Origin of the sequence: Maricaulis virginensis (assembly GCF_027922185.1) — a bacterium.
GTDB lineage: Bacteria > Pseudomonadota > Alphaproteobacteria > Caulobacterales > Maricaulaceae > Maricaulis > Maricaulis virginensis.
Map to the genome: position 1 here is coordinate 114,385 of NZ_BSFE01000010.1, position 21,650 is coordinate 136,034.

General features: G+C 63.4%; 18 protein-coding genes and 1 tRNA gene. 3 read left to right on the forward strand and 16 right to left on the reverse strand.

Translation table 11 applies throughout. From position 1 onward, the window contains the following. Positions 1-23: 23 nt before the first annotated feature. The 4 genes from ccoP to ccoN are packed head-to-tail and all read right to left on the reverse strand — an operon-like array spanning position 24 to position 3,574. The gene (gene ccoP / locus PKE71_RS14905) at positions 24-962 is read right to left on the reverse strand and encodes a cytochrome-c oxidase, cbb3-type subunit III (protein ID WP_271187792.1); all 939 of its coding nucleotides are present in this window, start codon (positions 960-962) and stop codon (positions 24-26) included. Continuing rightward, the gene (locus PKE71_RS14910; RefSeq protein WP_271187793.1) at positions 949-1,146 is read right to left on the reverse strand and encodes a cbb3-type cytochrome c oxidase subunit 3; all 198 of its coding nucleotides are present in this window, start codon (positions 1,144-1,146) and stop codon (positions 949-951) included. Before PKE71_RS14910 ends, ccoP begins: the two co-directional genes overlap by 14 nt. Before the next feature lie 4 nt (positions 1,147-1,150). After that, positions 1,151-1,912: a cytochrome-c oxidase, cbb3-type subunit II gene (gene ccoO / locus PKE71_RS14915; RefSeq protein WP_271187794.1), complete on the reverse strand. Its 762-nt coding sequence runs from the start codon at positions 1,910-1,912 to the stop codon at positions 1,151-1,153. Between the two features lie 9 nt (positions 1,913-1,921). Then, the gene (gene ccoN, locus PKE71_RS14920; protein WP_271187795.1) at positions 1,922-3,574 is read right to left on the reverse strand and encodes a cytochrome-c oxidase, cbb3-type subunit I; all 1,653 of its coding nucleotides are present in this window, start codon (positions 3,572-3,574) and stop codon (positions 1,922-1,924) included. Positions 3,575-3,947: 373 nt separating this feature from the next. Between ccoN and PKE71_RS14925 the strand changes: the two genes are divergently transcribed. Continuing rightward, a complete protein-coding gene (locus PKE71_RS14925) occupies positions 3,948-5,453 on the forward strand; it encodes an MBL fold metallo-hydrolase (RefSeq protein WP_271187796.1) in 1,506 nt (501 codons plus the stop codon). A gap of 15 nt (positions 5,454-5,468) precedes the next feature. On the opposite strand, the gene fsa is transcribed toward PKE71_RS14925, so the two are convergent. The 7 genes from fsa to PKE71_RS14960 form a co-directional block, all read right to left on the reverse strand. Next, entirely contained in the window at positions 5,469-6,122 is a 654-nt protein-coding gene (fsa, locus tag PKE71_RS14930) for a fructose-6-phosphate aldolase (RefSeq protein ID WP_271187797.1), read from the reverse strand. 80 nt (positions 6,123-6,202) lie between these two features. Next, on the reverse strand, positions 6,203-7,456 hold the full coding sequence (locus PKE71_RS14935; protein ID WP_271187798.1) for a threonine ammonia-lyase: 1,254 nt from the start codon (positions 7,454-7,456) through the stop codon (positions 6,203-6,205). A gap of 97 nt (positions 7,457-7,553) precedes the next feature. Next, positions 7,554-7,703 carry a hypothetical protein gene (locus PKE71_RS14940; RefSeq protein WP_271187799.1) on the reverse strand — a complete coding sequence of 50 codons (150 nt, stop codon included), beginning with the start codon at positions 7,701-7,703 and terminating at the stop codon, positions 7,554-7,556. Between the two features lie 63 nt (positions 7,704-7,766). Continuing rightward, positions 7,767-8,339 (reverse strand): DUF4287 domain-containing protein, encoded by a 573-nt coding sequence (locus PKE71_RS14945; RefSeq protein ID WP_271187800.1) that lies wholly within the window; start codon positions 8,337-8,339, stop codon positions 7,767-7,769. Positions 8,340-8,476: 137 nt separating this feature from the next. Beyond that, positions 8,477-9,427 (reverse strand): alpha/beta fold hydrolase, encoded by a 951-nt coding sequence (locus PKE71_RS14950; RefSeq protein WP_271187801.1) that lies wholly within the window; start codon positions 9,425-9,427, stop codon positions 8,477-8,479. 8 nt (positions 9,428-9,435) lie between these two features. Continuing rightward, positions 9,436-10,272 carry an SDR family NAD(P)-dependent oxidoreductase gene (locus tag PKE71_RS14955; RefSeq protein ID WP_271187802.1) on the reverse strand — a complete coding sequence of 279 codons (837 nt, stop codon included), beginning with the start codon at positions 10,270-10,272 and terminating at the stop codon, positions 9,436-9,438. Beyond that, on the reverse strand, positions 10,269-11,780 hold the full coding sequence (locus PKE71_RS14960) for a flavin-containing monooxygenase (protein ID WP_271187803.1): 1,512 nt from the start codon (positions 11,778-11,780) through the stop codon (positions 10,269-10,271). Before PKE71_RS14960 ends, PKE71_RS14955 begins: the two co-directional genes overlap by 4 nt. Positions 11,781-11,955: 175 nt before the next feature. Between PKE71_RS14960 and PKE71_RS14965 the strand changes: the two genes are divergently transcribed. Then, a complete protein-coding gene (locus tag PKE71_RS14965; RefSeq protein WP_271187804.1) occupies positions 11,956-13,056 on the forward strand; it encodes an NADH:flavin oxidoreductase in 1,101 nt (366 codons plus the stop codon). Here PKE71_RS14965 and PKE71_RS14970 read toward each other — a convergent pair. The 4 genes from PKE71_RS14970 to PKE71_RS14985 form a co-directional block, all read right to left on the reverse strand. Continuing rightward, positions 13,053-13,895 carry a flagellin gene (locus tag PKE71_RS14970; protein WP_271187805.1) on the reverse strand — a complete coding sequence of 281 codons (843 nt, stop codon included), beginning with the start codon at positions 13,893-13,895 and terminating at the stop codon, positions 13,053-13,055. The genes PKE71_RS14965 and PKE71_RS14970 overlap by 4 nt on opposite strands. Before the next feature lie 189 nt (positions 13,896-14,084). Next, a complete protein-coding gene (locus PKE71_RS14975; protein WP_271187806.1) occupies positions 14,085-15,743 on the reverse strand; it encodes an acyl-CoA dehydrogenase family protein in 1,659 nt (552 codons plus the stop codon). 128 nt (positions 15,744-15,871) lie between these two features. Continuing rightward, entirely contained in the window at positions 15,872-19,486 is a 3,615-nt protein-coding gene (locus PKE71_RS14980; RefSeq protein ID WP_271187807.1) for a S8 family peptidase, read from the reverse strand. Between the two features lie 4 nt (positions 19,487-19,490). Beyond that, the gene (locus tag PKE71_RS14985) at positions 19,491-19,931 is read right to left on the reverse strand and encodes a protease inhibitor I9 family protein (RefSeq protein WP_271187808.1); all 441 of its coding nucleotides are present in this window, start codon (positions 19,929-19,931) and stop codon (positions 19,491-19,493) included. Positions 19,932-20,179: 248 nt separating this feature from the next. Here PKE71_RS14985 and PKE71_RS14990 point away from each other — a divergent pair, with 248 nt between their 5' ends. Further along, positions 20,180-21,316 (forward strand): PepSY-associated TM helix domain-containing protein, encoded by a 1,137-nt coding sequence (locus PKE71_RS14990; RefSeq protein WP_271187809.1) that lies wholly within the window; start codon positions 20,180-20,182, stop codon positions 21,314-21,316. A gap of 35 nt (positions 21,317-21,351) precedes the next feature. Here the strand turns inward: PKE71_RS14990 and PKE71_RS14995 are convergent. Then, positions 21,352-21,427: transfer RNA gene (locus tag PKE71_RS14995), tRNA-Phe, on the reverse strand. Between the last annotated feature and the right edge of the window lie 223 nt (positions 21,428-21,650).

A 21,650-nucleotide genomic window follows, 5' to 3' on the forward strand; every position in this document is an offset into this window, starting at 1 on the left:
TTCCTGTAGTTGATGTATGCGACCTAGCGACCCGTGGGACCGTTCGCCGCACCCTCTGCTTCCTCACCGCCGCCGAGCAGGTAGACATAGGCGGCCAGCGCATCGATCGTGGCGTCGTTCAGACGGCCTTCCCAGGCCGGCATCACGCCGTAGGGACCGCGATGGATGATGTTGATCACCTGCTCGCGGCTCGAACCATAGAGCCAATCCTGGTCGACCAGGTTCGGAGCCCCCTGCATGCGGTCGCCCGTACCGTCGGGCATGTGGCAGGACGCACACTGGATGTCGTAGGTCTCCTGCCCGCGGGCGAGCGCCTCGGCACTCACATCCCCGGCACGGCCGGACATCGACAAGACATAGTCGGCCACATCCGCGATCTCGCTGCCGGTGAGCAGTTCGTCGCGACCGAAGGACGGCATCTGCGAGAAACGGGTATCCGGGTGCTCGCTCCGGATGCCGTACCGCAACGTGGTGCGGATGTCCTCATAGGTCCCGCCCCACAGCCAGACATCGTCGTTCAGGTTGGGGTAGCCGATGGCGCCCTGTGCACCCGACCCGTGACAGGTCGCGCAGTTGTCGCCGAAAGCCGCCTCGCCTGCCGCGCGGACAAAGCCGAGCAGCTGGGGATCGTTCTCGATCTGATCGATCGAGGCCCCCTCGAGGGCCGCGAACCCGCTGGCCCGGCTGGCGTGCAGCTCCTCGATGGCCTGGGCGACATTGGCCCGCTCGGAGTGGTCGCGAAGGCCGCGGGTGTGATCGGTCTCGCCAGCCAGCCCCGGCAGGGCCGGCCAGGCCGGCATGAAGATCATGTAGACCACGGACCAGGCGATGCTGGCGTAGAAAACCCACAGCCACCAGCGCGGCAACGGCGTGTCCAGTTCCTTGATACCATCCCATTCGTGACCGGTCGTCGCGGTACCCGAATGGGCGTCTCTTTCGCGTTCTTGATCATGCTCGGACATGGGTCTCGTCCTTGTTGTGATCGGCCGTTTCCGGCTTGTCGGTTTCTTCCAGCGGCGTGCGCGCGGCGGCGTCGAATTTCGCCTGGTTACGCGGCCACAGCGCGTAGGCGAGCACCCCGGCGAACAGGAGGACGAAGATCAGCAGCCCCCCTGTCTGGGCGAAGTTGGAAAGTGTCTCGTGCATCGCCCTACCTCAGGTTTTCGTCGGCTTCGGCTTCATAGGTGGAGAAGTCCACCATGGTGCCGAGCACCTGCAGATAGGCCACGAGCGCATCCATTTCGGTCACCCGGGACGGATCGCCGTCGAAATCGCGCATCAGCGCATTCGGGTAGCGTTCCTGGAAACCGTCATAGTCGGCGGCGTAGGGATCGAGCTGCGTCGTGATGTCGGCGACCGCGTTCTCGATCATGGCATCCGAATACGGCACGCCCACCCGGCGCAGCGCCCGAAGGTTGGCTGCGACGTTCTCGTAGTCGAGCTCGGAGGTTTCCAGGAAGGGGTAGTCCGGCATGATCGACTCCGGCACCACCGATTGCGGGTTGCGCAGGTGGTCACGGTGCCATTCATCGGAATACTTGCCCCCGACACGGGCGAGGTCCGGCCCCGTCCGCTTCGAGCCCCACTGGAAGGGGTGGTCGTACATGCTCTCGGCGGCCAGCGAGTAGTGGCCATAGCGCTCCACCTCGTCGCGCAGCGGGCGCACCATCTGCGAGTGGCAGTTATAGCAGCCCTCGCGGATGTAGATGTCCCGGCCCAGCTGTTCCAGCGGCGTGTAGGGGCGGACGCCTTCCACCTCCTCGATGGTCGAGTCGAGGTAGAAGAGCGGTGCGATTTCCACGATCCCGCCGATCGAGACCGTGACCAGGATGCCAACGGTCAGGAGAAGCGAGTTCTGCTCGAAGAGCTTGTTGTGGAGCTTGCTCCAGCGGCTTTTCTTTTGTTCTGACATGACAGGCCCCTATTCGGCCGGAACGGCGGCGGGTTGAGGAATGACATTCTCGTCTTCCTCTTTCACGTCGCCCTTGATCGTGCGGTACATGTTGTAGGCCATGATGATCGCGCCGCTCAGGTAGAGCAGACCGCCGACGGCCCGGATGATGTAGGAGATGTGCATCGCCTCCACGGTCTCCACGAAGGAGAATTCCAGGAAGCCGAGCTCGTTATAGGCCCGCCACATCAGACCCTGCATGATGCCCGCGACCCACATCGAGGTAATGTAGAGCAGGATGCCGAAGGTCGCGATCCAGAAGTGCCAGTCGATCAGCGCCTTGGAATGCATGCCCTTGCGCTTCCACAGCCAGGGAACCAGGCAGTAGACGGCCCCGAAGGAGATGAAGCCGACCCAGCCCAGCGCACCGGAGTGAACGTGGCCGACGGTCCAGTCGGTGTAGTGCGAGAGCGCGTTGACGGCGCGGACCGACATCACCGGACCTTCGAAGGTCGACATGCCGTAGAAGGCGACCGACAGGACCAGCATCCGCACGACCGGGTCGGTGCGCAGCTTGTCCCAGGCCCCCGAAAGCGTCATCAGGCCGTTGATCATGCCACCCCAGGACGGCATCCACAGCATCACCGAGAAGGTCATGCCCAGCGTCTGCGCCCATTCCGGCAGGGCCGTGTAGTGCAGGTGGTGCGGGCCGGCCCAGATGTAGATGAAGATCAGCGACCAGAAGTGGATGATCGACAGGCGGTAGGAATAGACCGGGCGCTGAACACGCTTGGGGATGAAGTAGTACATGATCCCCAGGAAACCGGCCGTCAGGAAGAAGCCCACCGCATTGTGGCCGTACCACCACTGTGTCAGCGCGTCCTGCACGCCGGCAAAGAGCGAGTAGCTGCGCGCGCCGAAGAAGCTGACCGGCATGGCCAGATTGTTGACCACGTGCAGCACCGCGATGGTGACGATGAAGGCGAGGTAGAACCAGTTCGCCACATAGATGTGCGGTTCCTTGCGCTTCCACAGCGTACCAAGGAAGACTAGGAGATAGGCCACCCAGACGATGGTCAGCCACAGGTCGGTATACCATTCCGGCTCGGCATATTCCTTGGACTGGGTGATGCCGATCACATAGCCGGTCGCGGCCATCACGATGAAGAGCTGGTAGCCCCAGAATACGAACCACGGCCAGATACCGCCCGCGATGCGGGTGCGGCAGGTGCGCTGCACGACGTAGAAGGATGTTGCCAGGAGCGCATTGCCGCCGAAGGCAAAGATCACCGCGGAGGTGTGCAGCGGGCGCAGGCGGCCGAAACTGGTGAAGCCGAACTGTTCGATATTGAGCACCGGGAAAGCCAGCTGGAAGGCGATGACGACGCCGACCAGAAGCCCCGCAATGCCCCAGAACATGGTGGCAATGGCACCGGCCTTGACCAGGTTCTCGTTGTATTCGCGTTCGTCATTGACGACGCCGCCATTGGCGATGGTCCCGACGATCAGGATGATACCCGTCAGGAAACCGCCCAGCAGAAGCCAGGCCTGGCCGCGCATGGCGGCCTCGGGTGCGTAGGCCGCTGAAAACAGCGACCAGAGCGCCCCCAGGAAGGTGATGAGAAGGACGACGGCAGTGGAAGGATCGGCCCCTGCGCGTCGCAGCACTTGCGGCGTAGACATTTATGCGCCCCCGGATTGGCTGTTATCGGGCCCGGTTTAGCGCACTATCCCCCAAAAACTCTATGGCAATTTGTCGCGTGCGTCGAAATGGAACTGCTACACGGTCTTGCCGCGACTCGGTGCGAGGGATTGCCCGCCGATACTCACCGGTCCATGCACCAGACTATGCAGGCTTCGCGTTTGATTCCCAAACGATTTTTAAAAAAATCGCCAAATCGGCCAGCAAGCCGCCACGAGCAACGCCAGGTCGCGATGCGTCAAGCTGCCGCTGAGGCCGGGCCGGCGGCCTGTCCCGCCAACCTTACCGATTATTGGGTTGAGTCGCTGTCTGCCATGACCCAAGACCGTCACGGGAGACATCGGAGGGACGATCATGAAGCTGGCCATCATGCTTGGCGCCGGGCTCGTTGCTACTGCCTGCATGGGCACAGCGGCGAATGCTGAAAACCACACCGAGCCGGCTGACCTCGCCCGTCAGGCGCTCGATGCGCTGGGTGTACAAACCGCGATCGCCGGAGGTGACTGGATCACGGCAGACATCGCTGGCGAAGCCTGGATGCTCGAACAGAGCGGCACACTTGAGGGCGGCTGGATCCGGCTGGACCAGACCGCACAGGTCACCGCCGATCTGGCATCCCGCCACGGAGAAGTCTCCGAAGCGCGTTCCGTGCCGGCCTGGAATGGAACACCATACGGCAGCTACACGATCCGTTTTGCGGACGACGCGACCGCTTCAGCCCGCAATCCACGCGCCGAGGATGACGCGACGGCCTGGGGTCCGGCGCGGATGGCCCAGGCCCGGCAAGCCCTGCGATATCTGGACGTTTTTCCCGCCGCGCTGTTGCGCCAGGCCCTGTTCGCCGACGATCTGCGTCATGACGGCGAGAACCGGCTGGCCTTTACCCGCTCCGTCTTCGGGATTGCCGAACAGGTCACGATAGACATTCAGCCCGGATCGGGCATTCCAACCGGTTTCACGGTCGAGACGAGTTTCCCCCACGACATGTTCCTGTCCGGTTGGGGCGAAAGCACGGTTCGCGGTACATGGGGGTTCTGGTGGCGAACGGAGAGCGGCCGCCTGCGCCCGCGCCAGCTGGAAGTCACCTTCAATGGCCGCCCCTGGCAGCGGTTCGAGCTGTCCAGCTTCTCAACGGATCGCCCCGCGCTCGCCGGCACGCTGGCGCAACCGCCGGAAACCGCGCCCGGCGGCTTTGCCATCGACGATTTCCCGTTCTCCCGCCGGCATGAAAGCCCGGCCGAGAATGTACGCGTCTATTATGGCGCCTGGAATGTAATGGCCGTCGCCCTCGACGATGGTGTCTACATCCTTGATGCACCGATTTCGCCCGGTTATGCGCGTGCGGTGATGGACCAGGTCGAGACCGACTTCCCCGGACAACCGGTGCGGGGTGTGATCACGACGTCGAATGCCTGGCCGCACATGGCCGGCCTTGCGGCCTACGCCGAACGCGGCATCCCGGTACATGTCCACCCCGACAATATCGACCTGGTCACCGCAATGGTTCCGGCACTGCGCGGCAGTGACACCCTGGTCCCGGTTTTCAATGGTCAGGAAATCGGCACGGGAGAAAACCGGCTGCGAATCAGACTGGCGGCGGGGCCGGCTCTGGACCGCATGGCCTTCGTCCTCGTGCCCGGCGCCAACCTCGTCTGGGGCAGCGACGCTGTCCAGCTAGACCGGGGCACGCAGGCGCCCTCGCCGCACGCCCGGCAATATATTGCCGAGTTCCTCGACGCCGTGTGCGCCGACGTTCAGGGGACGACACAGGTCGTCGCGATGCACATCGATCCCGTTTCCATCGATGCGCTCAATACCGGCTTCGCCGGGGATCCGGCAGCACAATGCCAGAAAGACTGACGGCCGGAAAACCGGTCAGAGAATGCTCTGACCGGTCTTTTTCCAGTCTGCAAGGAAAGCTTCGAGCCCTGCATCGGTCAGCTTGTGCCTGACCAGCCCCTTGAGCACCGCCGGCGGCACGGTGGCCACTTCAGCGCCCGCAAGCGCGCACTGCTGGACGTGGTCAGCAGAACGGATCGATGCGGCCAGGATTTCCGTTTCGAAGCCATAGTTATCGTAGATGATCCGCAGGTTTTCGATCAGCTCCATGCCATCGACACCCAGATCGTCCAGCCGGCCGATGAAGGGCGAGATATAGGTCGCGCCGGCCTTGGCTGCGAGCAGGCCCTGATTGGCCGAGAAGCACAGGGTGACATTGGTCTTTATGCCCTCATCCGTCAGCGCGCGGCACGCCTTCAAGCCGTCGAAGGTCAACGGCAGCTTGACCACGACATTCCCGGCCAGCGCGGCCAGCTTGCGGCCCTCTGTAATCATGCCGTCGGTGTCCATGGCGGTGACTTCGGCGCTCACCGGACCGTCCACCAGCGCACAGATCTCCATCGTCACCTCAATGAAGTCGCGTCCGGATTTGGCGATCAGTGAGGGGTTGGTCGTCACGCCGTCTACCAGACCGGCCTCATTGAGTTCGGTGATTTCAGCGACATCGGCGGTATCGACAAAGAATTTCATGACTTAACTCCAGATCGGACGGCTGACCACTTGCACGCGGCCGGTCCTACTATGTCCATGTGACAACTTAAATGAAACGCTCAATAGCTGGCCTGTTCCACGCGGAAACCGGCCTCGCGCAGCGCCGCTTCGATCCGGTCCATATGGGCGGCATCCTGCGCTTCCAGCGAGATATCGATATAGGTCACCTTCGCCGGCAGGTCGGAGAAGGTCTTGTGATAGGCCACATCCGTGACATTGCCCTCTGCCCGCGAGATCACCTCGGACACGGCCGACAGCTGGCCCGGTACATCGACCAGCTCGATGCGCAGCCGTGCCAGGCGGCGGGACCGGGCGAGATCCCTCAGCAAAAGCGAGGACAAGAGCCGGGTATCGACATTTCCGCCCGTGAGAACCAGTCCGACGCGCTTGCCCGCGAACCTTTCAGGCGCGGCGAGAACGCCGGCCAGCCCTGCGGCTCCTGCGCCTTCGGGCAGCACGCGCAAATGCGAGATGAAGAGGTTCAGGGCCCGCTCGATCTGGCGCTCGTCCGCGACAAGCACATCGTCGAGAATTTCGGTGAGGATCGACCGCGTCAGCTCGCCGGGTTCACGAACGGCGATCCCCTCCGCCAGGGTAAAGCCGCCGATCGGCCGGTCCGTCCCGTGATAGAGATTGGCAAAAGACGGAAAAAGATCCGACTGAACGCCCACCAGTTCGATATCCGGCTTTATCTGGCGTGCCGCGAGCCCACAGCCTGCGGCCAGACCGCCCCCGCCGATCGGCAGGACCAGCGTGTCGAGATCGGGGTATTCGGCGAGCATCTCACGCGCCAGCGTCCCCTGCCCTGCCAGAACGACCGGGTCGTCGAACGGGTGGATAAACACCGCACCGGTCTCCGCCGACAGCGACAGGGCGTGCGCCTTCGCCGCATCGAAATCCGCGCCCGTGATGTCGACCTCGGCTCCAAGCGCCCGGGTCTGGTGGACCTTCACCATCGGCGTGCCTTCGGGCATGACGATGGTCGCCCTTATGCCCATCGCGGTCGCATGACGCGCAACGCCCTGGGCGTGGTTGCCTGCCGATGCGGCCACCACGCCTCGACGGCGCTCCGCCTCGCTCAGCGCCGCGAGACGGGCATAGGCACCTCGTTCCTTGAACGACCCAGTCGCCTGGAGATTTTCCAGCTTTACGACAACGTCACAGCCAATCGCCCTGGAGAGCGCGGGCGATGGCAGGCAGGGCGAGCGCAGGATGCCGCCCATGCCCTGTTCGTGAAGCCTGTCGACAAAGGCGAACGCGCCGGCGAGGTCGCCGGGCATGTCTGCCGCCGGCTGTGAGGCTGTAAGGGGCATTCTCAGGTCTCCGGTCAGCCGGACACGCCAGACACGAAAAAGCCCCGCTCCTTTGGGAGCGAGGCCGGTTTTCCGTGTCGTGATGTCCGGTGGGACGTCAAACAGGCGTGGGCAGCGCTCCCGCGAGGGCGAGGCCGATAATAATCGAAAGGAGAATGAGGCCGGACATCATCAGCGTCCGGACCTTTGCGGTCCGCTCTTCGTCGATCCGTCGGGCAATGGCGATGGCACGAGCGCGATTACGCATGTCATTCCTCTTTCAGCTGACAGTTACAATGGGGTGTCTTCGACACCCTGTCCAGCCCCCGGCCTATCCGGCGCGGTCATATGCCATGCGCAGCCATTCAATCAGTTCGGCATCCACATCCGCGACCGAGCCAAGGCGCACCCTGTGCGACACCATACCGTTGAAGGAACCGGACACTTCCAGACGCCCCTGCGAAGGCACGTCCTTGAGATTGATGCCGACATCGACCCGGGTTTTGGTCGAAGGCTGGACGAGCGCGAACTGCTTGGCCCGGCGCAGGCTGACATAGGTCTTCTTCGGTGCTTGTTCGACATCGCCGCCAAAGCCGGCGACGGCATCCGCGATTGCGTCATGGATCGGCCGGAGCACAGCCTTGTCGCCCGCATACTGGGCCGCCACGAGATCCGACGACGGATCCGGAAGCTTGGTCGCCACACCGCCTCGCACCTCATGAGCCACCAGATTGGCAAAACCATGCGTCATGCCATGCTCACTCTTGAGCAGTTTGACCATCTCGCCGTGCTTCTCCAGACCGCTGGCCTTCACGATCGCTACCCAGTCAGCCAGCGGCTTTCCGGTCTTCTCGGGCATGTTGGCCACCATCTTGTCGGCCATTTCCTGCGGGGACTGTGCCATGTCTGCCTCCCTACCCTTTCGGCGCCCGGTCGAGCGGCCAGTTTTCCGAGCGCGCGGTCTTGCCTGTCTCGATCACCGATTTGAGATTTTCGCAGATGGATGCGGTCACGACAAATAGCGTCGTAATTTTCGTCAGCCTATGATGCGATCCGCCGGACGAAAGCCTCCACCCGCTCCGGCGCGATCACCAGCGGCATGTGGCCACCGCCATCCAGCGTTTCGATGTCAGCGTCCGGCAAGGCCTGGCGCAGGACGGCAATCTGGTCGCCGGCTGACAGGATGCGGTCGTCGGTGCCATAGAACAGGCCCACCGGGACCTTGATGTTACCGATCCGTGTCGTGATACCATCCATGTCCTTCGCTACGCACTGCAGGTCTGTCGCCGCCGCATAGAAGGCCTCCGGACGCAGACCGAGCAGGCCGCCGCCCCGTGTGCGGAAATCCTTCGGCGGGGCGTCGGGCCCGAAGACGAAGGCGAGGGTCTTTTCGCCATTGCGGATCGACATCGGCACCGCCAGCGTATTCGCCACCAGACGGCGCAGGACCGGATTGGCGATATCGATGCCGGCAAAGGCTTCAGCCGGTTGAGAGGGGGCCTGTATCAGCGCCGAAACCAGCGCCAGCGCCTTCACCCGCTCCGGATGATTGACGGCCAGCGCCAGCGACACGGCCCCTCCGAGCGAATGCCCGACCAGGATGGCGGGACCGATCCCTTCCTTTTCGAGCATCTCGGCGATCATGCGGGCCTGTTCGGGAATGCGCGCCTGCTCGTCGCCGTCGCGCTCGGACCAGCCGCATCCGGGACGATCAACAGCGATAACCCGGAAATCCCCGGCCAGCCGGTCGACCAGAGCATAGCCGAAATTGTGCAGATTGCCGGCCAGGCCGTGAATCATCACGACCGGCACCCCCTCGCCCTGATCGGTCCAGTGGATACGCCCACCGGAGACTTCGGTGAAGCGGCCGCGCGCGGGGATCGCCGCCGCAGCCTTCTTCGCAACGGCAATACTGAACCGCCGGGCAATGACCAGCGCCAGAAGGATCAGGGCGATCAGGCCAACGAATATCCACAGAATGACAGACAGCATGCGTGCCCCTATTCACCCTTTGCGCCAACGAGGCGTTCCAGTTTCGGCCAGTAGCTGACCGGCCAGACGCGCTCGATCAGTGCCATGATGTGCGCGTCGCGCCCGACGAGAATGCGCGGCTTTCGCCGCTCCACACCGCGCAGGATGATCCGCGCCGCTTCGGGCGGCGGCATCACCAGCAGGCGCCGGGCCCGCTCGCGCCCTTCGGAGACTTCCATATTGCTGGCATCGGCCGGCATGCGTGCACTCTCCGCGATCTGCGTCGCGACACCGCCGGGATGGACGACTGTCACTCCCACTCCCGACCGCTCCATGGCCAGTTCGTGCCGCAGCGCATTGGAAAAACCGCGCAGGGCGAATTTCGCGGCGGAGTAGGCCGTCTGTCCCGGCGGCGAGATAATCCCGAATATGCTCGACGTGTTGACGATCTGCGCCGGAGCTGACCGTTCCATAAGCGGCAGCAGCGCGCGCGTGAGGCGCACCGGCGCATGGAAATTGATCTCCATCAGCCAGTCGAAATTGGTGTCCGCCACACGGCCGAACGTTCCCCCGAGAGCAACGCCGGCATTGTTGAACAGCAGATGCAACGGGTCGCCCCCGCCGACGACCTCGGCCGAAAAAGCCGCAACCGCCTCACGGTCCGACAGATCGAGCGCCCGGGTCGTCACCGCTACCCCGGATCCGGCAAGCTCCGCCGCGAGCGTTCTCAGGCCGGCGGAATTCACGTCGACCAGGAGAAGGTCGGTGCCACGCCTGGCAAGATCACGCGCGAGTGCGGCGCCGATACCGCTGGCCGCGCCTGTGATCAGCGCACGGCGGCCGGCGAATTCGAAGCGGCCGCTCATTCTGCCACGTCCCGGCGCAGGGCCGTATGCGACAGGCGCGGCCTGTATTCGCCGGCACGGGCAAAACGCATGTGGCCGTCTTCCAGCCGGCCATAGCGGATCGCCAGCATGTCCCGGATATAGTTCTGATAGGTACGCCAGGGAGCCACCGAACCCTGTTTGGGAAGATGCGGCAAGGCGCGCTGCACATAGCCCGACGAGAAGTCGAGCATCGGCGCCGGCTGCAGGTCGTCCGGCGGGACCGGCACGGCGATCTCGGTACCTGTACGCTCCATATAATTCAGCATCCGGCAGACCCGTTCGCAGGTCAGATCGATCTTCAGCGTCCAGGATGCATTGGTATAGCCGAAGGCCAACGCCAGGTTCGGCATATTGCCCAGCATCATGCCGCGATAGGTGAAGAGCTCGGCGGGTGTGACCGGCATCCCGTCAAGACTGAGGCGCGACCCGCCGGCCAGCTGCATGTCCAGACCTGTGGCGGGAACGATGATATCCGCCTCGATCTCGGCGCCGGATTTCAGACGGATACCGGACTCGGTGAAACACTCGATATGGTCGGTCATGATCGAGGCCGAACCGGTGCGCAGGGCCTCGAAGAAATCCCCGTCCGGCGCGAGGCAGAAACGCTGGTCCCACGGATTGTAATGCGGGGTGAAATGGGTCTCGACGTCGAAGTCCTCGCCCAGCTCCTCGCGGACATGCTTGATCACCTGGCGCTTGACGAAGGCCGGAAACCGCTTTGACAGCTGATAGACATAGATCGACAGCGCGATGTTCTTCATCCGGGCGATCAGATAGGCCAGCTTGCCCGGCAGGACCCGCTGCAGCGCGTCGGCCAGGCCATCGCGGGACGGGCGCGCAGCGATATAGGTCGGCGAACGCTGCAGCATTGTCACATGGGCAGCGCTCTGCGCCATTGCAGGGACCAGCGTTACTGCCGTCGCGCCTGATCCGATAATCACCACACGCTTGCCGGAATAGTCGAGATCTTCCGGCCAGAGCTGGGGATGCACGATCTCGCCGGCGAAATCGTCCCGGCCCGGGAAGTCCGGCATGTAGCCCTTCTCATAGCGGTAATAACCGGAGCAAAGCATCAGGAAGCGGCATTCGAACTCGACGCGCTTCCCGTCATGCTCCGCTGTGACCGTCCACAGCGCCTTGTCGCTGTCCCAGTTTGCCCCCACGACGCGATGACCGTAGCGGATATGCGTGTCGATACCGTTCTCGCTCGCAGTGGTCTCGATATAATCGCGAATGGCCGGTCCGTCGGCGAACACCTTGCCGCCGGTCCACGGCCGGAAGGCATAGCCGAATGTGTACATGTCGCTGTCCGAGCGGATGCCGGGATAGCGGAACAGATCCCACGTCCCTCCCATGGCCGCACGCGATTCCAGGATCATGTAGCTGCGTTCGGGGCAGCGCGCCTGCAGGTGATAAGCCGCCCCGACGCCGGACAGTCCCGCGCCGACAATTACCACATCCAGCACATCGCTTTTTGCTTTGATCATCGGGATCCCCATCCTGTCGAGCCGCAAAAAGTGAACACTGTTTTCCGCAAAGCGCAAGCGTGAAGCCCCGAGGGGGCAGATGACGATTCCGAATATTCGAAATGCACACCCGGGACTCGATTCTGAGGAGGAATTGTCTAACTGCTCAGATCAACGGTTTGTTGAGGAGAAGAATATGACCGACACAAAGGCGCTCTTCCGCCCCTTTTCGCTGGGCTCGCTGGAGCTGAACAATCGTATCGTGATGGCGCCCATGACGCGCTCGAAGAGCCCGGGCGGCATTCCGGGCGAGCCGGTCGTCGAATACTATCGTCGCCGCGCCGCCAATGCGGTCGGCCTGATCATCACCGAGGGCACGACGGTCGACCGCCCCGGCGCCAGCTTCGATCCGGCCATACCGAACTTTCACAACCCGGACTCCCTGGCCGGCTGGCGCAAGGTCGTCGACGCCGTGCATGCCGCAGGCGGCAAGATCGCGCCGCAGCTCTGGCATGTCGGCCTGGCGCGCCGCCCGGGAACCGGTCCGCACCCGGACGCCGCATCCGACAGCCCGTCCGGCGTCCTGCCCAATGGCAAGCAGATCGGCGAGCCGATGACCGCCGAAGACATTGCCGACACGATCTCCGCCTTTGCGAAGGCCGCAAAGGCCGCCGCCGAAATCGGCTTCGACGCCGTCGAGCTGCACGGCGCGCATGGCTATCTGCTCGACCAGTTCTTCTGGGATGGCACCAATAAGCGCGACGACCGTTTCGGCGGCGGATTGATTGAACGCACCACCATCGTCCAGGAAATTGTCCGGGCGGTGCGTGCAGAAATCCCGGCCGACCTGCCACTCATCCTGCGCTTCTCGCAGTGGAAACAGCAGGACTACAATGCCCGCCTGGCCCGGACACCGGACGAGCTGGAAGCCTTCCTTGCGCCACTGTCCGAGGCCGGCGTCGACATCTTCCATGCCTCCACCCGCCGCTTCTGGATTCCCGAGTTCGAAGGCTCGGATCTCAACCTGGCCGGATGGACGAAGAAGCTCTCGGGCAAGCCGGCCATCACCGTCGGCTCGGTAGGCCTCAACTCCGACTTCCTCGGCGCCTTCATGGGCGAGAATTCGCAAGCCTCGTCGATCGACAGCCTGATCGAGCGACTGGAAAACGACGAGTTCGACCTCGTCGCCGTCGGCCGCGCGCTGATCAGCGACCCAGAATGGGCCGCAAAGGTCCGCGATGGCCGCTTCGGCGAACTGAGCGATTTCGACGCCGAGAAACTGAAAGAACTGGTCTAGCGGAACAGCTGCAGGAGAATCTGCGGCGACTGGTTCGCGATCGACAGGGCCTGGATACCGAGTTGCTGCTTCACCTGAAGCGCCTGCAGTTCGGCCGCCGCCTTGGCCATGTCCACATCGACAAGATTGCCGATGCCCTTTTCGAGGGCATCGGTGAGCTTGTCGGTAAAGCTGCGCTGGATTTCCAGCCGCTTCGAAGCTGACCCCAGCCGGGCCAGCACGGCCCCGACATTGTCGATGGAGCTGTCGAGCTCGGAAATTGCCAGATCGGCGTTCACGAAGGCACTGACCGTCGCGTCTTCCGACAGGATGATATTGGTTCCGGGGCCACCGGGCGGCCCGTAGGACAGGTCCTCGGCGGCGAAGGTGATCCGGCTGCTGCCATCGTCATTGGCGAGCACTGACAGATTGTCGCCTCCGGATTTGATCAGGTTGATGCCGTTGAATTCGGCGTTCTCGATAATGGTCTTGATCTGGTCACGCAGCTGGACGAAGTCCTCGTTCAGCGCATTTCGGCTCTGTTGGTCCAGGCTGCGGTCCGACGCGGCGAGCGCCGTCTCCCGCATCTCGATCAGGAGGTCAGAAATGGATTCGCTCGCCGCGATGGCGACATCGACCACGCTCGTTCCGCGATCCAGTGACTGCTTGACGACATTGTAGCCGGCCACCTTGGCCCGCATGCCCTGGGCGATCGCGTAGATCGCGCCATTATCCTTGGCAGACGAGACCTTGAGGCCCGTGCTGATCTGGCGCTGAACCACTTCGAGACGTGCATTCGTCTCGCGCAGATTCTGCAGCGCGATCATCGCACCGGCATTGGTGTTGACCGAAAGGGTCATGCAGTCTCCTTCTGAGACGCCACAACAGGGCTTCCGCGAATACTTCGCGTCGGTCACAAGTCATGCAAGATCTGCGCCGCGCGATGACCCAGCCAGGCCTTGCGGTATCAGCGGCGCGCCCTCCGAAATAGGTAAAACTTGCCGGCCTTGCGAGAATTTCTTGCCGCAGCGGCAAGATTTGCCGAGTTGTCAGAGCGGGCTGGCGCGCTCGACAATGGCTGCAACATCAAGCTGCCCGGTCAGCGCACCATAGGCGAAGCTGCGATGATCCGGATCCAGCCGGGCGGCGCAAAAGCCGTCGAAGACATAATCCGGCGAGGCGTGATGCAGTGCTGCGGCCTGCAGCCCCAGAGCCACATCTTCGGTGAAGGCCCGCGCTGTCGCTTCCCCCAGAACACCCGGTTTGAACCAGTCGTCCAGCCGCCGGAGATGGGCATCATAGAAGCGGTTGATGCCACGCACCGCCACGAGCTCGGCGCGAACAGCTTCCAGACTGTCAGGCTCCCGGCCCAGCGCCCGCAGCACGTCCAGCGCGATGACATTGCCCGAACCTTCCCAGATCGCGTTGAGCGGCGATTGCCGGTAGAGGCGCGGCATCGGCCCCTCCTCGACAAATCCCGCGCCGCCGTGACACTCGAGCGCCTCGTAGACGAGCCCCGGCTGACGCTTGCACACCCAGTATTTTGCGATCGGCGTGGCCAGCCGCATGAACGCCGCCTCGCCTTCCGACCGTCCCGCCCGGTCGAAACTGTGCGCCAGGCGCAGCCCCAGCGCGACCGCCGCTTCCGCCTCCAGCGCCAGATCCGCCAGCACGGCCTTCATCGCGGGTTGGTCGATCAGCTTCTTCTGGAAGGCGGTGCGGTGTTCGGCATGCCAGAGCGCCTGCGCCAGTGCGGCCCGCATGCCGCCGGCCGAGCCCAGGATACAGTCGAGCCGCGTGTGCTGGACCATGTCGATGATCGTGCGCACGCCCCGGCCTTCATCCCCGACACGCCGCGCCCAGGCGCCATGATACTCGATCTCCGAGGACGCGTTGGACCGATCGCCCAGCTTGTCCTTGAGCCGCATGATATGCATCGCATTGCGCGTGCCGTCCGGGCGCCAACGCGGCACGAGGAAGCAGGTCAGCCCGCCCTCGGCCTGGGCCAGGGTCAGGAAGGCATCGCCCATCGGGGCGGAACAGAACCATTTATGCCCGGTCAGTTCGTACTCGCCCTCTTCACCCGCGGGCAGTGCCCTTGTGGTATTGGCGCGCACATCGGATCCGCCCTGCTTCTCCGTCATCGCCATGCCGAAGGTGACACCGGCCTTTTCCTCCGCCGGGATGAAGCGCGGGTCATAGCGGCCGGCGGCAATGCGCGGCTCCCATTCGGCCGCGACAGCCGGTTCGGCCCGCAGCGCCGGCACGGCGGCATAGGTCATCGACATCGGACAAACGACGCCGGCATCCGCCTGCGTCATCAGATAGAGCATGGACGCATGCAGCACATGCCCGGCTTCGCCTTCAGTCCAGGCCGCCGAGGACAGACCGGCATCCAGTCCCAGCCGCATCAGCTCGTGATAAGCCGGATGAAACTCGACCTCGTCCAGCCGATGCCCGTAGCGGTCGAAGGCTTTCAGCTTAGGCGGGTTCTCGTTGGCGCGGCGTGCCCAGTCGACCGTTTCGGCCGCACCGCACCGCGCGCCCATTGCCGACAGGCGTTCCGCGTGCACCTCGCCCCCCGCCGCGACCAGCGCCGACTGCAGCGCACGATCGCTCTTGCACAGATTGACGTCCTCGAAGGGCGGCGGCTGGTTGGTGACGGTGTGGGTGGCCAATTCGGTGTGGGGGCGAAGGGGAGCCGTCATATCGGGATCCATTGCTGCAGAACGGTCAGTCTACACCAATCAGGGAATGACGCAGCACCATCGCCCCAGACACAAACGGCCGGGCACTCAGGCCGCCCGGCCGCTCGTTCATGGACATTCCGACCTGATCAGTCGGCAGCTGAGTCGGCGTCAAAGCCGAGATCGGACAACCCGCCCGCGCTGGTTGTCACCAACCGCCGCATGGTCAGGCCGGCATTTACGTCATCCTCGTCTGCAACGACGCGGAAAAGAACGTCAGCACGCCCGAAACTGCCGCAGTCTGCGAAATCAGACGGCAGGATAACGAAGTCACCCTCGCCGGACCGCGCCGCGCGAATGGTCAGCGAACAGTCGAAATAGGAGCCGATGCCGGACCCTGCCGTCGCATTCATGAGTGCGACATCGACCCGGTACGGCGCGCCGCTGGCCAGCCCGCTGATGCGGAATGAACTCATCGTCGTTCCATTGGCGTCCTCGACCCAGTCAAACGGACCGAATGACACTGCGCCAAGTCCCGACGGCGAACCGACCGGAACTGCGATCGCAGTCGCATTGGATCCCGGGGTATGATCGAAACCGAAGTCGGTCAGATCCCGGCTCGGTCCGATGGCAAAACGGCGCATCATCAATCCCCGCGGCGCATCCGTTTTGAGGCCGCGAATTCGAAAGACGAGGTCCGCCTGCCCGAACGCCCCGCAATCGGCGAGGTCAGACTGGGTGATGAGGTACTCATTGCCACGCTTGCGTTCGGGCCGGATGGTCAAGGAGCAATCGGCGAACGACCCTGTATAGCCCGCCTGTTGCGCGGACCGGATCGACAGATTGATCTGGGTGGGCAGCCCCGTCTCGAAGCCGACGATCCGGAAAATACTCGACAGGCTGGCGGAACTGTCGCCGGTCCACTCGAACGGTCCGAAGGCGGCCTGTCCAAGCGTGGCATCGAGCGCGATCAGAGGAGAAAATGCGCTGCTCTCCTGATCGAAGGCGAAGTCGGTCAGACCGCCACTCAATGCGGTGGCGAACCGTCGCATCGCCAGCCCGTTCGAGACGTCAGTCGAGTCTGCAGAAATGCGGAATGTCAGGTCGCCACGAACAAAGTTGCCGCAAGCGGCCAGATCAGAGCCGAAAATCAGATACTCCGAGCCGTTGTACCGGGTTCCGAGGATGTTCAGCGCGCAGTCCGAGAAAGTCCCAGCATAACCATCCGAAGCGGCATTATCGATGGCAACAGAGATCGAGTCGGGAATGGCTGTTCCAAGTCCCGATATCCGGAATGCGCTGCCGGTAAAGGCATTTGCATCGCCGGTCCATTCGAACGGTCCGAAATCGGCGTTTGCCAGAGCGGCTGGAACAGCAGCAGCCGGTTCGCCCGGAGCAGCCTCGCCAGGTGCCCAGATACTTTCTTCTGCAAGTGTTACAAAGCCGGCATCGCTTTCCAGACCCGGCTCGGGCTGCGCCGACGTCTCGGACGAACTTGTGCCTTCGGCGTCAAAGCTGAAATCCGTCATCCCGCCAAGACTGTTCGTCGCGAAACGACGCATCCGGATGCCTTCCGTGATATCGGCCTGCTCGGCAAAAATGCGGAAAGTAAGGTCTGCACGGCGGAAATTACCACACTCGGCCAGATCGGTGTTTGTGATGATATATTCGCCACGGGCATAGCGGCCGGGCTGGACTGTTAGGCTGCAGTCACTGAAATCACCACTGTAGGCGCCGAATGCCGTATTCGAGAGAGCGACACTGATCGCCGTCGGCAAGCCGGTATCCAGCCCGGTTATCCGGAACACATTTTGCGAAACAGCAGAGGCATCACCGGCCCAGGGATAGGGCCCGAGTTCAGCAACGGCGCCAGTTTTCTCGACTTGGATCGAGACGGGTATGGACATGGTCTGACCGTTCGAGGTCAAGGTCACACGGCCAGAGTCTGCGGAAACTGGCAGATTGCCCATATCCACACTCAACTCCAGCGTTCTGCTGCTACCTGCCGGGATGCTAAAACTGCCGGAGTTGGTGTCTATCCAGGCCGGAGCCGACGAGACTGTCACCGACCGAGCGCTACCTGTCGTATTCTCCAGCTGATATGATTTGGTCCCAAATGAAGTTGGGTCCCCCGACTCGCCACTCACGCGATAGGCCTCCGCGGGCGTCAGCTCAACGCCGCCAGCCAGAACACCACCGTCCTGCAGCATTTCGTAAGCTGCACCGACGTCGATGCGGGAGCGTGTGATCCCGTTGTCCGGGTCCGTCACCTGCGTCCCGGTGAACTGCAGCGCGGTCAGGATTTCATCGACCGTGGCAGTCGGGAAACCATCCCTCAAAGCAGCAAATGCGCCCGCAACGTGCGGTGTAGCCATCGACGTACCCGAGCTTTGCGCAAACCAGTGGCAGAACCCCTCCGAATTCGGCTCGTCGTCCTGGATAATGCAGTTTTCGCCCGTCGGCGGTTCTTCCGACTGCCAGGCGGCCATGATCGAAGACCCCGGGGCCACGAGGTCGACCAGTTCAGACGAGTTCGAAAAGCTGGATATCTCGTCGCTCTTGGTCGTCGATCCGACCGTGATTGCCTCCGGGATACAGGACGGCGAGCTGACCGCATCGAGGAAGCGTTCATTGCCTGAGGCGATCACCGTCGCCACGCCGGCCGTGTGCAGGCTGACAACGATATTCCGAAGCGTATGCCCCGTACAGGCAGATGAATATTCCCCGCCCCCGAGGCTCATATTGACCGCGGCGAGATTGAGCGTGTTGCGATTGTCGTAGAGCCACTCCAGAGCCGCCAGCTGGTCCGACTGGTAGCTCAGTATGCAGGGATCGTCGCTGTCCTCGCATTCGTCCGCCTCAAAGCGGCTGAAGACATTTACCGCCACGATGTTTGAGGCACGCGCGACACCATTGAGTGTGCGGCCTCCCGACAGGTTCACCGTCCGGCCTGCAGCCGTCGAGGCGACGTGTGTGCCGTGGAAACATCCATCTATGCCGGTCTCCGGCGCCCGGGCGATATCATCCTCGACACAGGAATCACCGGAATCGGGGCCCGTGAGATCGGTTTCCTCTTCCAGACCGCTCGGACACAGCGAAGTGGATGAACCCGGGTCAACTGTATTGAAACACGCACTGGCTGTGATAGCCGGCCCCGTCATGGGGTGTTCGGTCTCCACACCTGAATCAAGAATGGCAACAGCCCACCCCGACCCGTCTGCCCCCAGCGCCCAGGCATCGTCCGCTCCGACCAGCGGGATCGACTCATCCAGCACCGGCGGCACCGGAACATCCTCCGTCACGCTCAGGACGTCAGGGTGGTTGCGCAACGCCCGGATCGTGTCCGGCCGCGCCATCATGGAAAAGGCAGGCGTCACGGCGAACTGGCGAGTGACACGCTCTTCCGCGATCCCCTGACCGGCGCGCGCCGCCCGCGCCGCATCACTCAAGCGGCGCAGACCGCTTTCTCCCATCGCGGCCAGCAAGACGCGTTCACGCAGCGCAGTCAGGAACTCGCGGCGCTGCTCCAGCTCGAATGTGGTGGGTGCGGCGGAGCGCGGCGCAGCAAGCATTGCCATATCCGTAAAGGTCACGATGACCGGGATCGGCCGCCCCTCCTCGATACGTCGAACGGCAAACGGGGACAACGGCGCTTCGAACAATCCGTCGGAAAGCGCACCCGGCGCATCCTGGGCCATCGCCACCGCAGGCAGGAGCACGGCACCAAGGCTGGCGATGAGAGGCGTAAGGAAAGAAGACTTCATGGGATCACCGCTGCGAGATGGAGGAGTTCGAGGATAGGGTGGCCGTTGGTGCGCTGGTCGTGTCGGGCGTCACGGACAAGACGGAGGACTGCTGCTGAATACGGTCTGCCTCGTCCGCGGAAAGTGCCATCGCAAAGCCCGGCAACGAGCTGAAGGTTTCGTGCAGCACCGGCCGACAACCAGTCTGCATGTCACTGCGATCATAGCCTAGCGATCCGAAAGCCGCGTCGAGTACAGCCTCGCGTGTCCGGTCCAGTGCGTCGGGACTTCCGCCGGCGTTCGGCACGAGCCTGACAATCATGATTGTGCGGTCAGCCTCGACACATCCCGCCGCGGGGGTCGATGTGGTGGCGCATCCGGCCATCAGTCCGGCCGGAAACAGCGTGACGGCCAGAACAACGCTCAGGGCCGAACGTCTGACTTTGCGGTCTCTTTCAAGATGCATCCCGTTTCCCCTTATTCTGCCTGCCAGTCTGGACCGACTCTTTTTTCGAGCCACGATGGCAGCTTATCGCGTCATTCGAAAAAATATATGTCGGTCGGCGATATGCACAATTTTTTATCGTTTTTTGCTGTTTCGCAACTCTGACAGGCGCAACCGGAACCGGGATCAGCCTGCCCTCTCAAGGCGCGACGGAATTCTTGATTGCGGGCGTTTCAGCCTCGACATCAGCCCTTTCCCGGAGACCCGCCATGACCATCCGCCGCGCCATCTTCTGGGCCCATCTGGCTGCAGGCCTCGTCACCGCCCTCTTCATCGGGCTTATGTCGATCACCGGCGTTTTGCTCACCTATGAGCGCCAGATGATCCGCTGGGCACAGGATGCAGCTGTTTCCGCTCCCGCCGGCGAAGCGCCCCTGACCTTTCAGGATCTGGCGGATGCTGCAGCGGCAGAAGGCGCGCAAGCCGGCCATGTGCTCACCGTGCCGGATGGCCGGACCGGCGCCGTGCATGTTGCAGCCGGGCGGCGCAATGCCTTCCTGCTCGATCCCTATACGGGTGACCGCCTCGACGGCGCTGGCGAGGGCATGGAAGCTTTCTTCGGACGTGTCATGCGAATTCACCGGTGGCTCGCCTTCACAGGCGGGCGCAATGATCTGGGCGCCGCGATCAATGGCGCGGCCAATCTGGCCTTCGCGGCCCTCATTCTCACCGGGCTTTACCTGTGGTGGCCGAAGCTGTGGCGCTGGTCTTTCCTGAAAACCCAGCTCCTGTTTCGCCGCCGTTATCCCTCCGCCAAGGCGCGTCACTATAGCTGGCACCATGTGATGGGCTTCTGGATGGCACTGCCCCTGCTCGCGATCACGCTGACCGGCGCTGTCTTCTCCTACGGCTGGGCCAATGCGCTGGTCTATGCGGCCTTTGGCGAAAGCGTGCCGGTGCGAGGCGGCCCGCCCGCTCCCGCCGACACCGCGGAAGCCGCGCCGGACGAGCCGCGAGGCCTGGCCGGCGAGCCCGTCCCGCTGGACGCGCTGGTGGCGCTTGCTGTCGCCGAAACCGGTCCCGGCCGCCGGATTGCCATTACCCTGCCTGAGGAAAACGCCGAAACGGTGCGCATCACCGTGGATCACGGCAATGGTGTCCAGGCCAGCCTGATCGACGAGGTCGTGGTGTTCCGCGACGGATCGGGCCTGGCCACGGCAACTCCTGCGCGCCGCTCGCCCGCCGCCCAGGCCCGCCGCTATATCCGTTTCCTGCACACCGGAGAAATCTACGGTCTCGCCGGCCAGACCCTCGCGGGCCTCGCATCGCTGTTTGCCGTCCTGCTGGCCTATACCGGCGCCTGCCTTGGCGTGACGCGGCTGCGGCGGATGTGGCGCGCGCGATAGGCGCGGCGGGTGGTGTGTTCTGTTTGAGGAAAAAATGGTGCCCGGGGGCGGATTCGAACCACCGACACGCGGATTTTCAATCCGCTGCTCTACCAACTGAGCTACCCGGGCGCCGGGCGGACACGCGCCTCGGGGCGCGGTCGAGAGCGCGGTTTATAGGGGCCCGCGCCGGGCCTGTCCATGGCCGTTTTCAGCGAAATGTGCACCCGGCCGCAAAGGCCGGGCGGTGTGCCTAGCTGTCGTTTCTCACACCGTTGTTCAGCAGGGTTTTGAGCCTTGTCGCTGGCGGTTGCCTGTTGAGAGCATAGTGCGGTCTGGCTGTGTTGTACCAGTG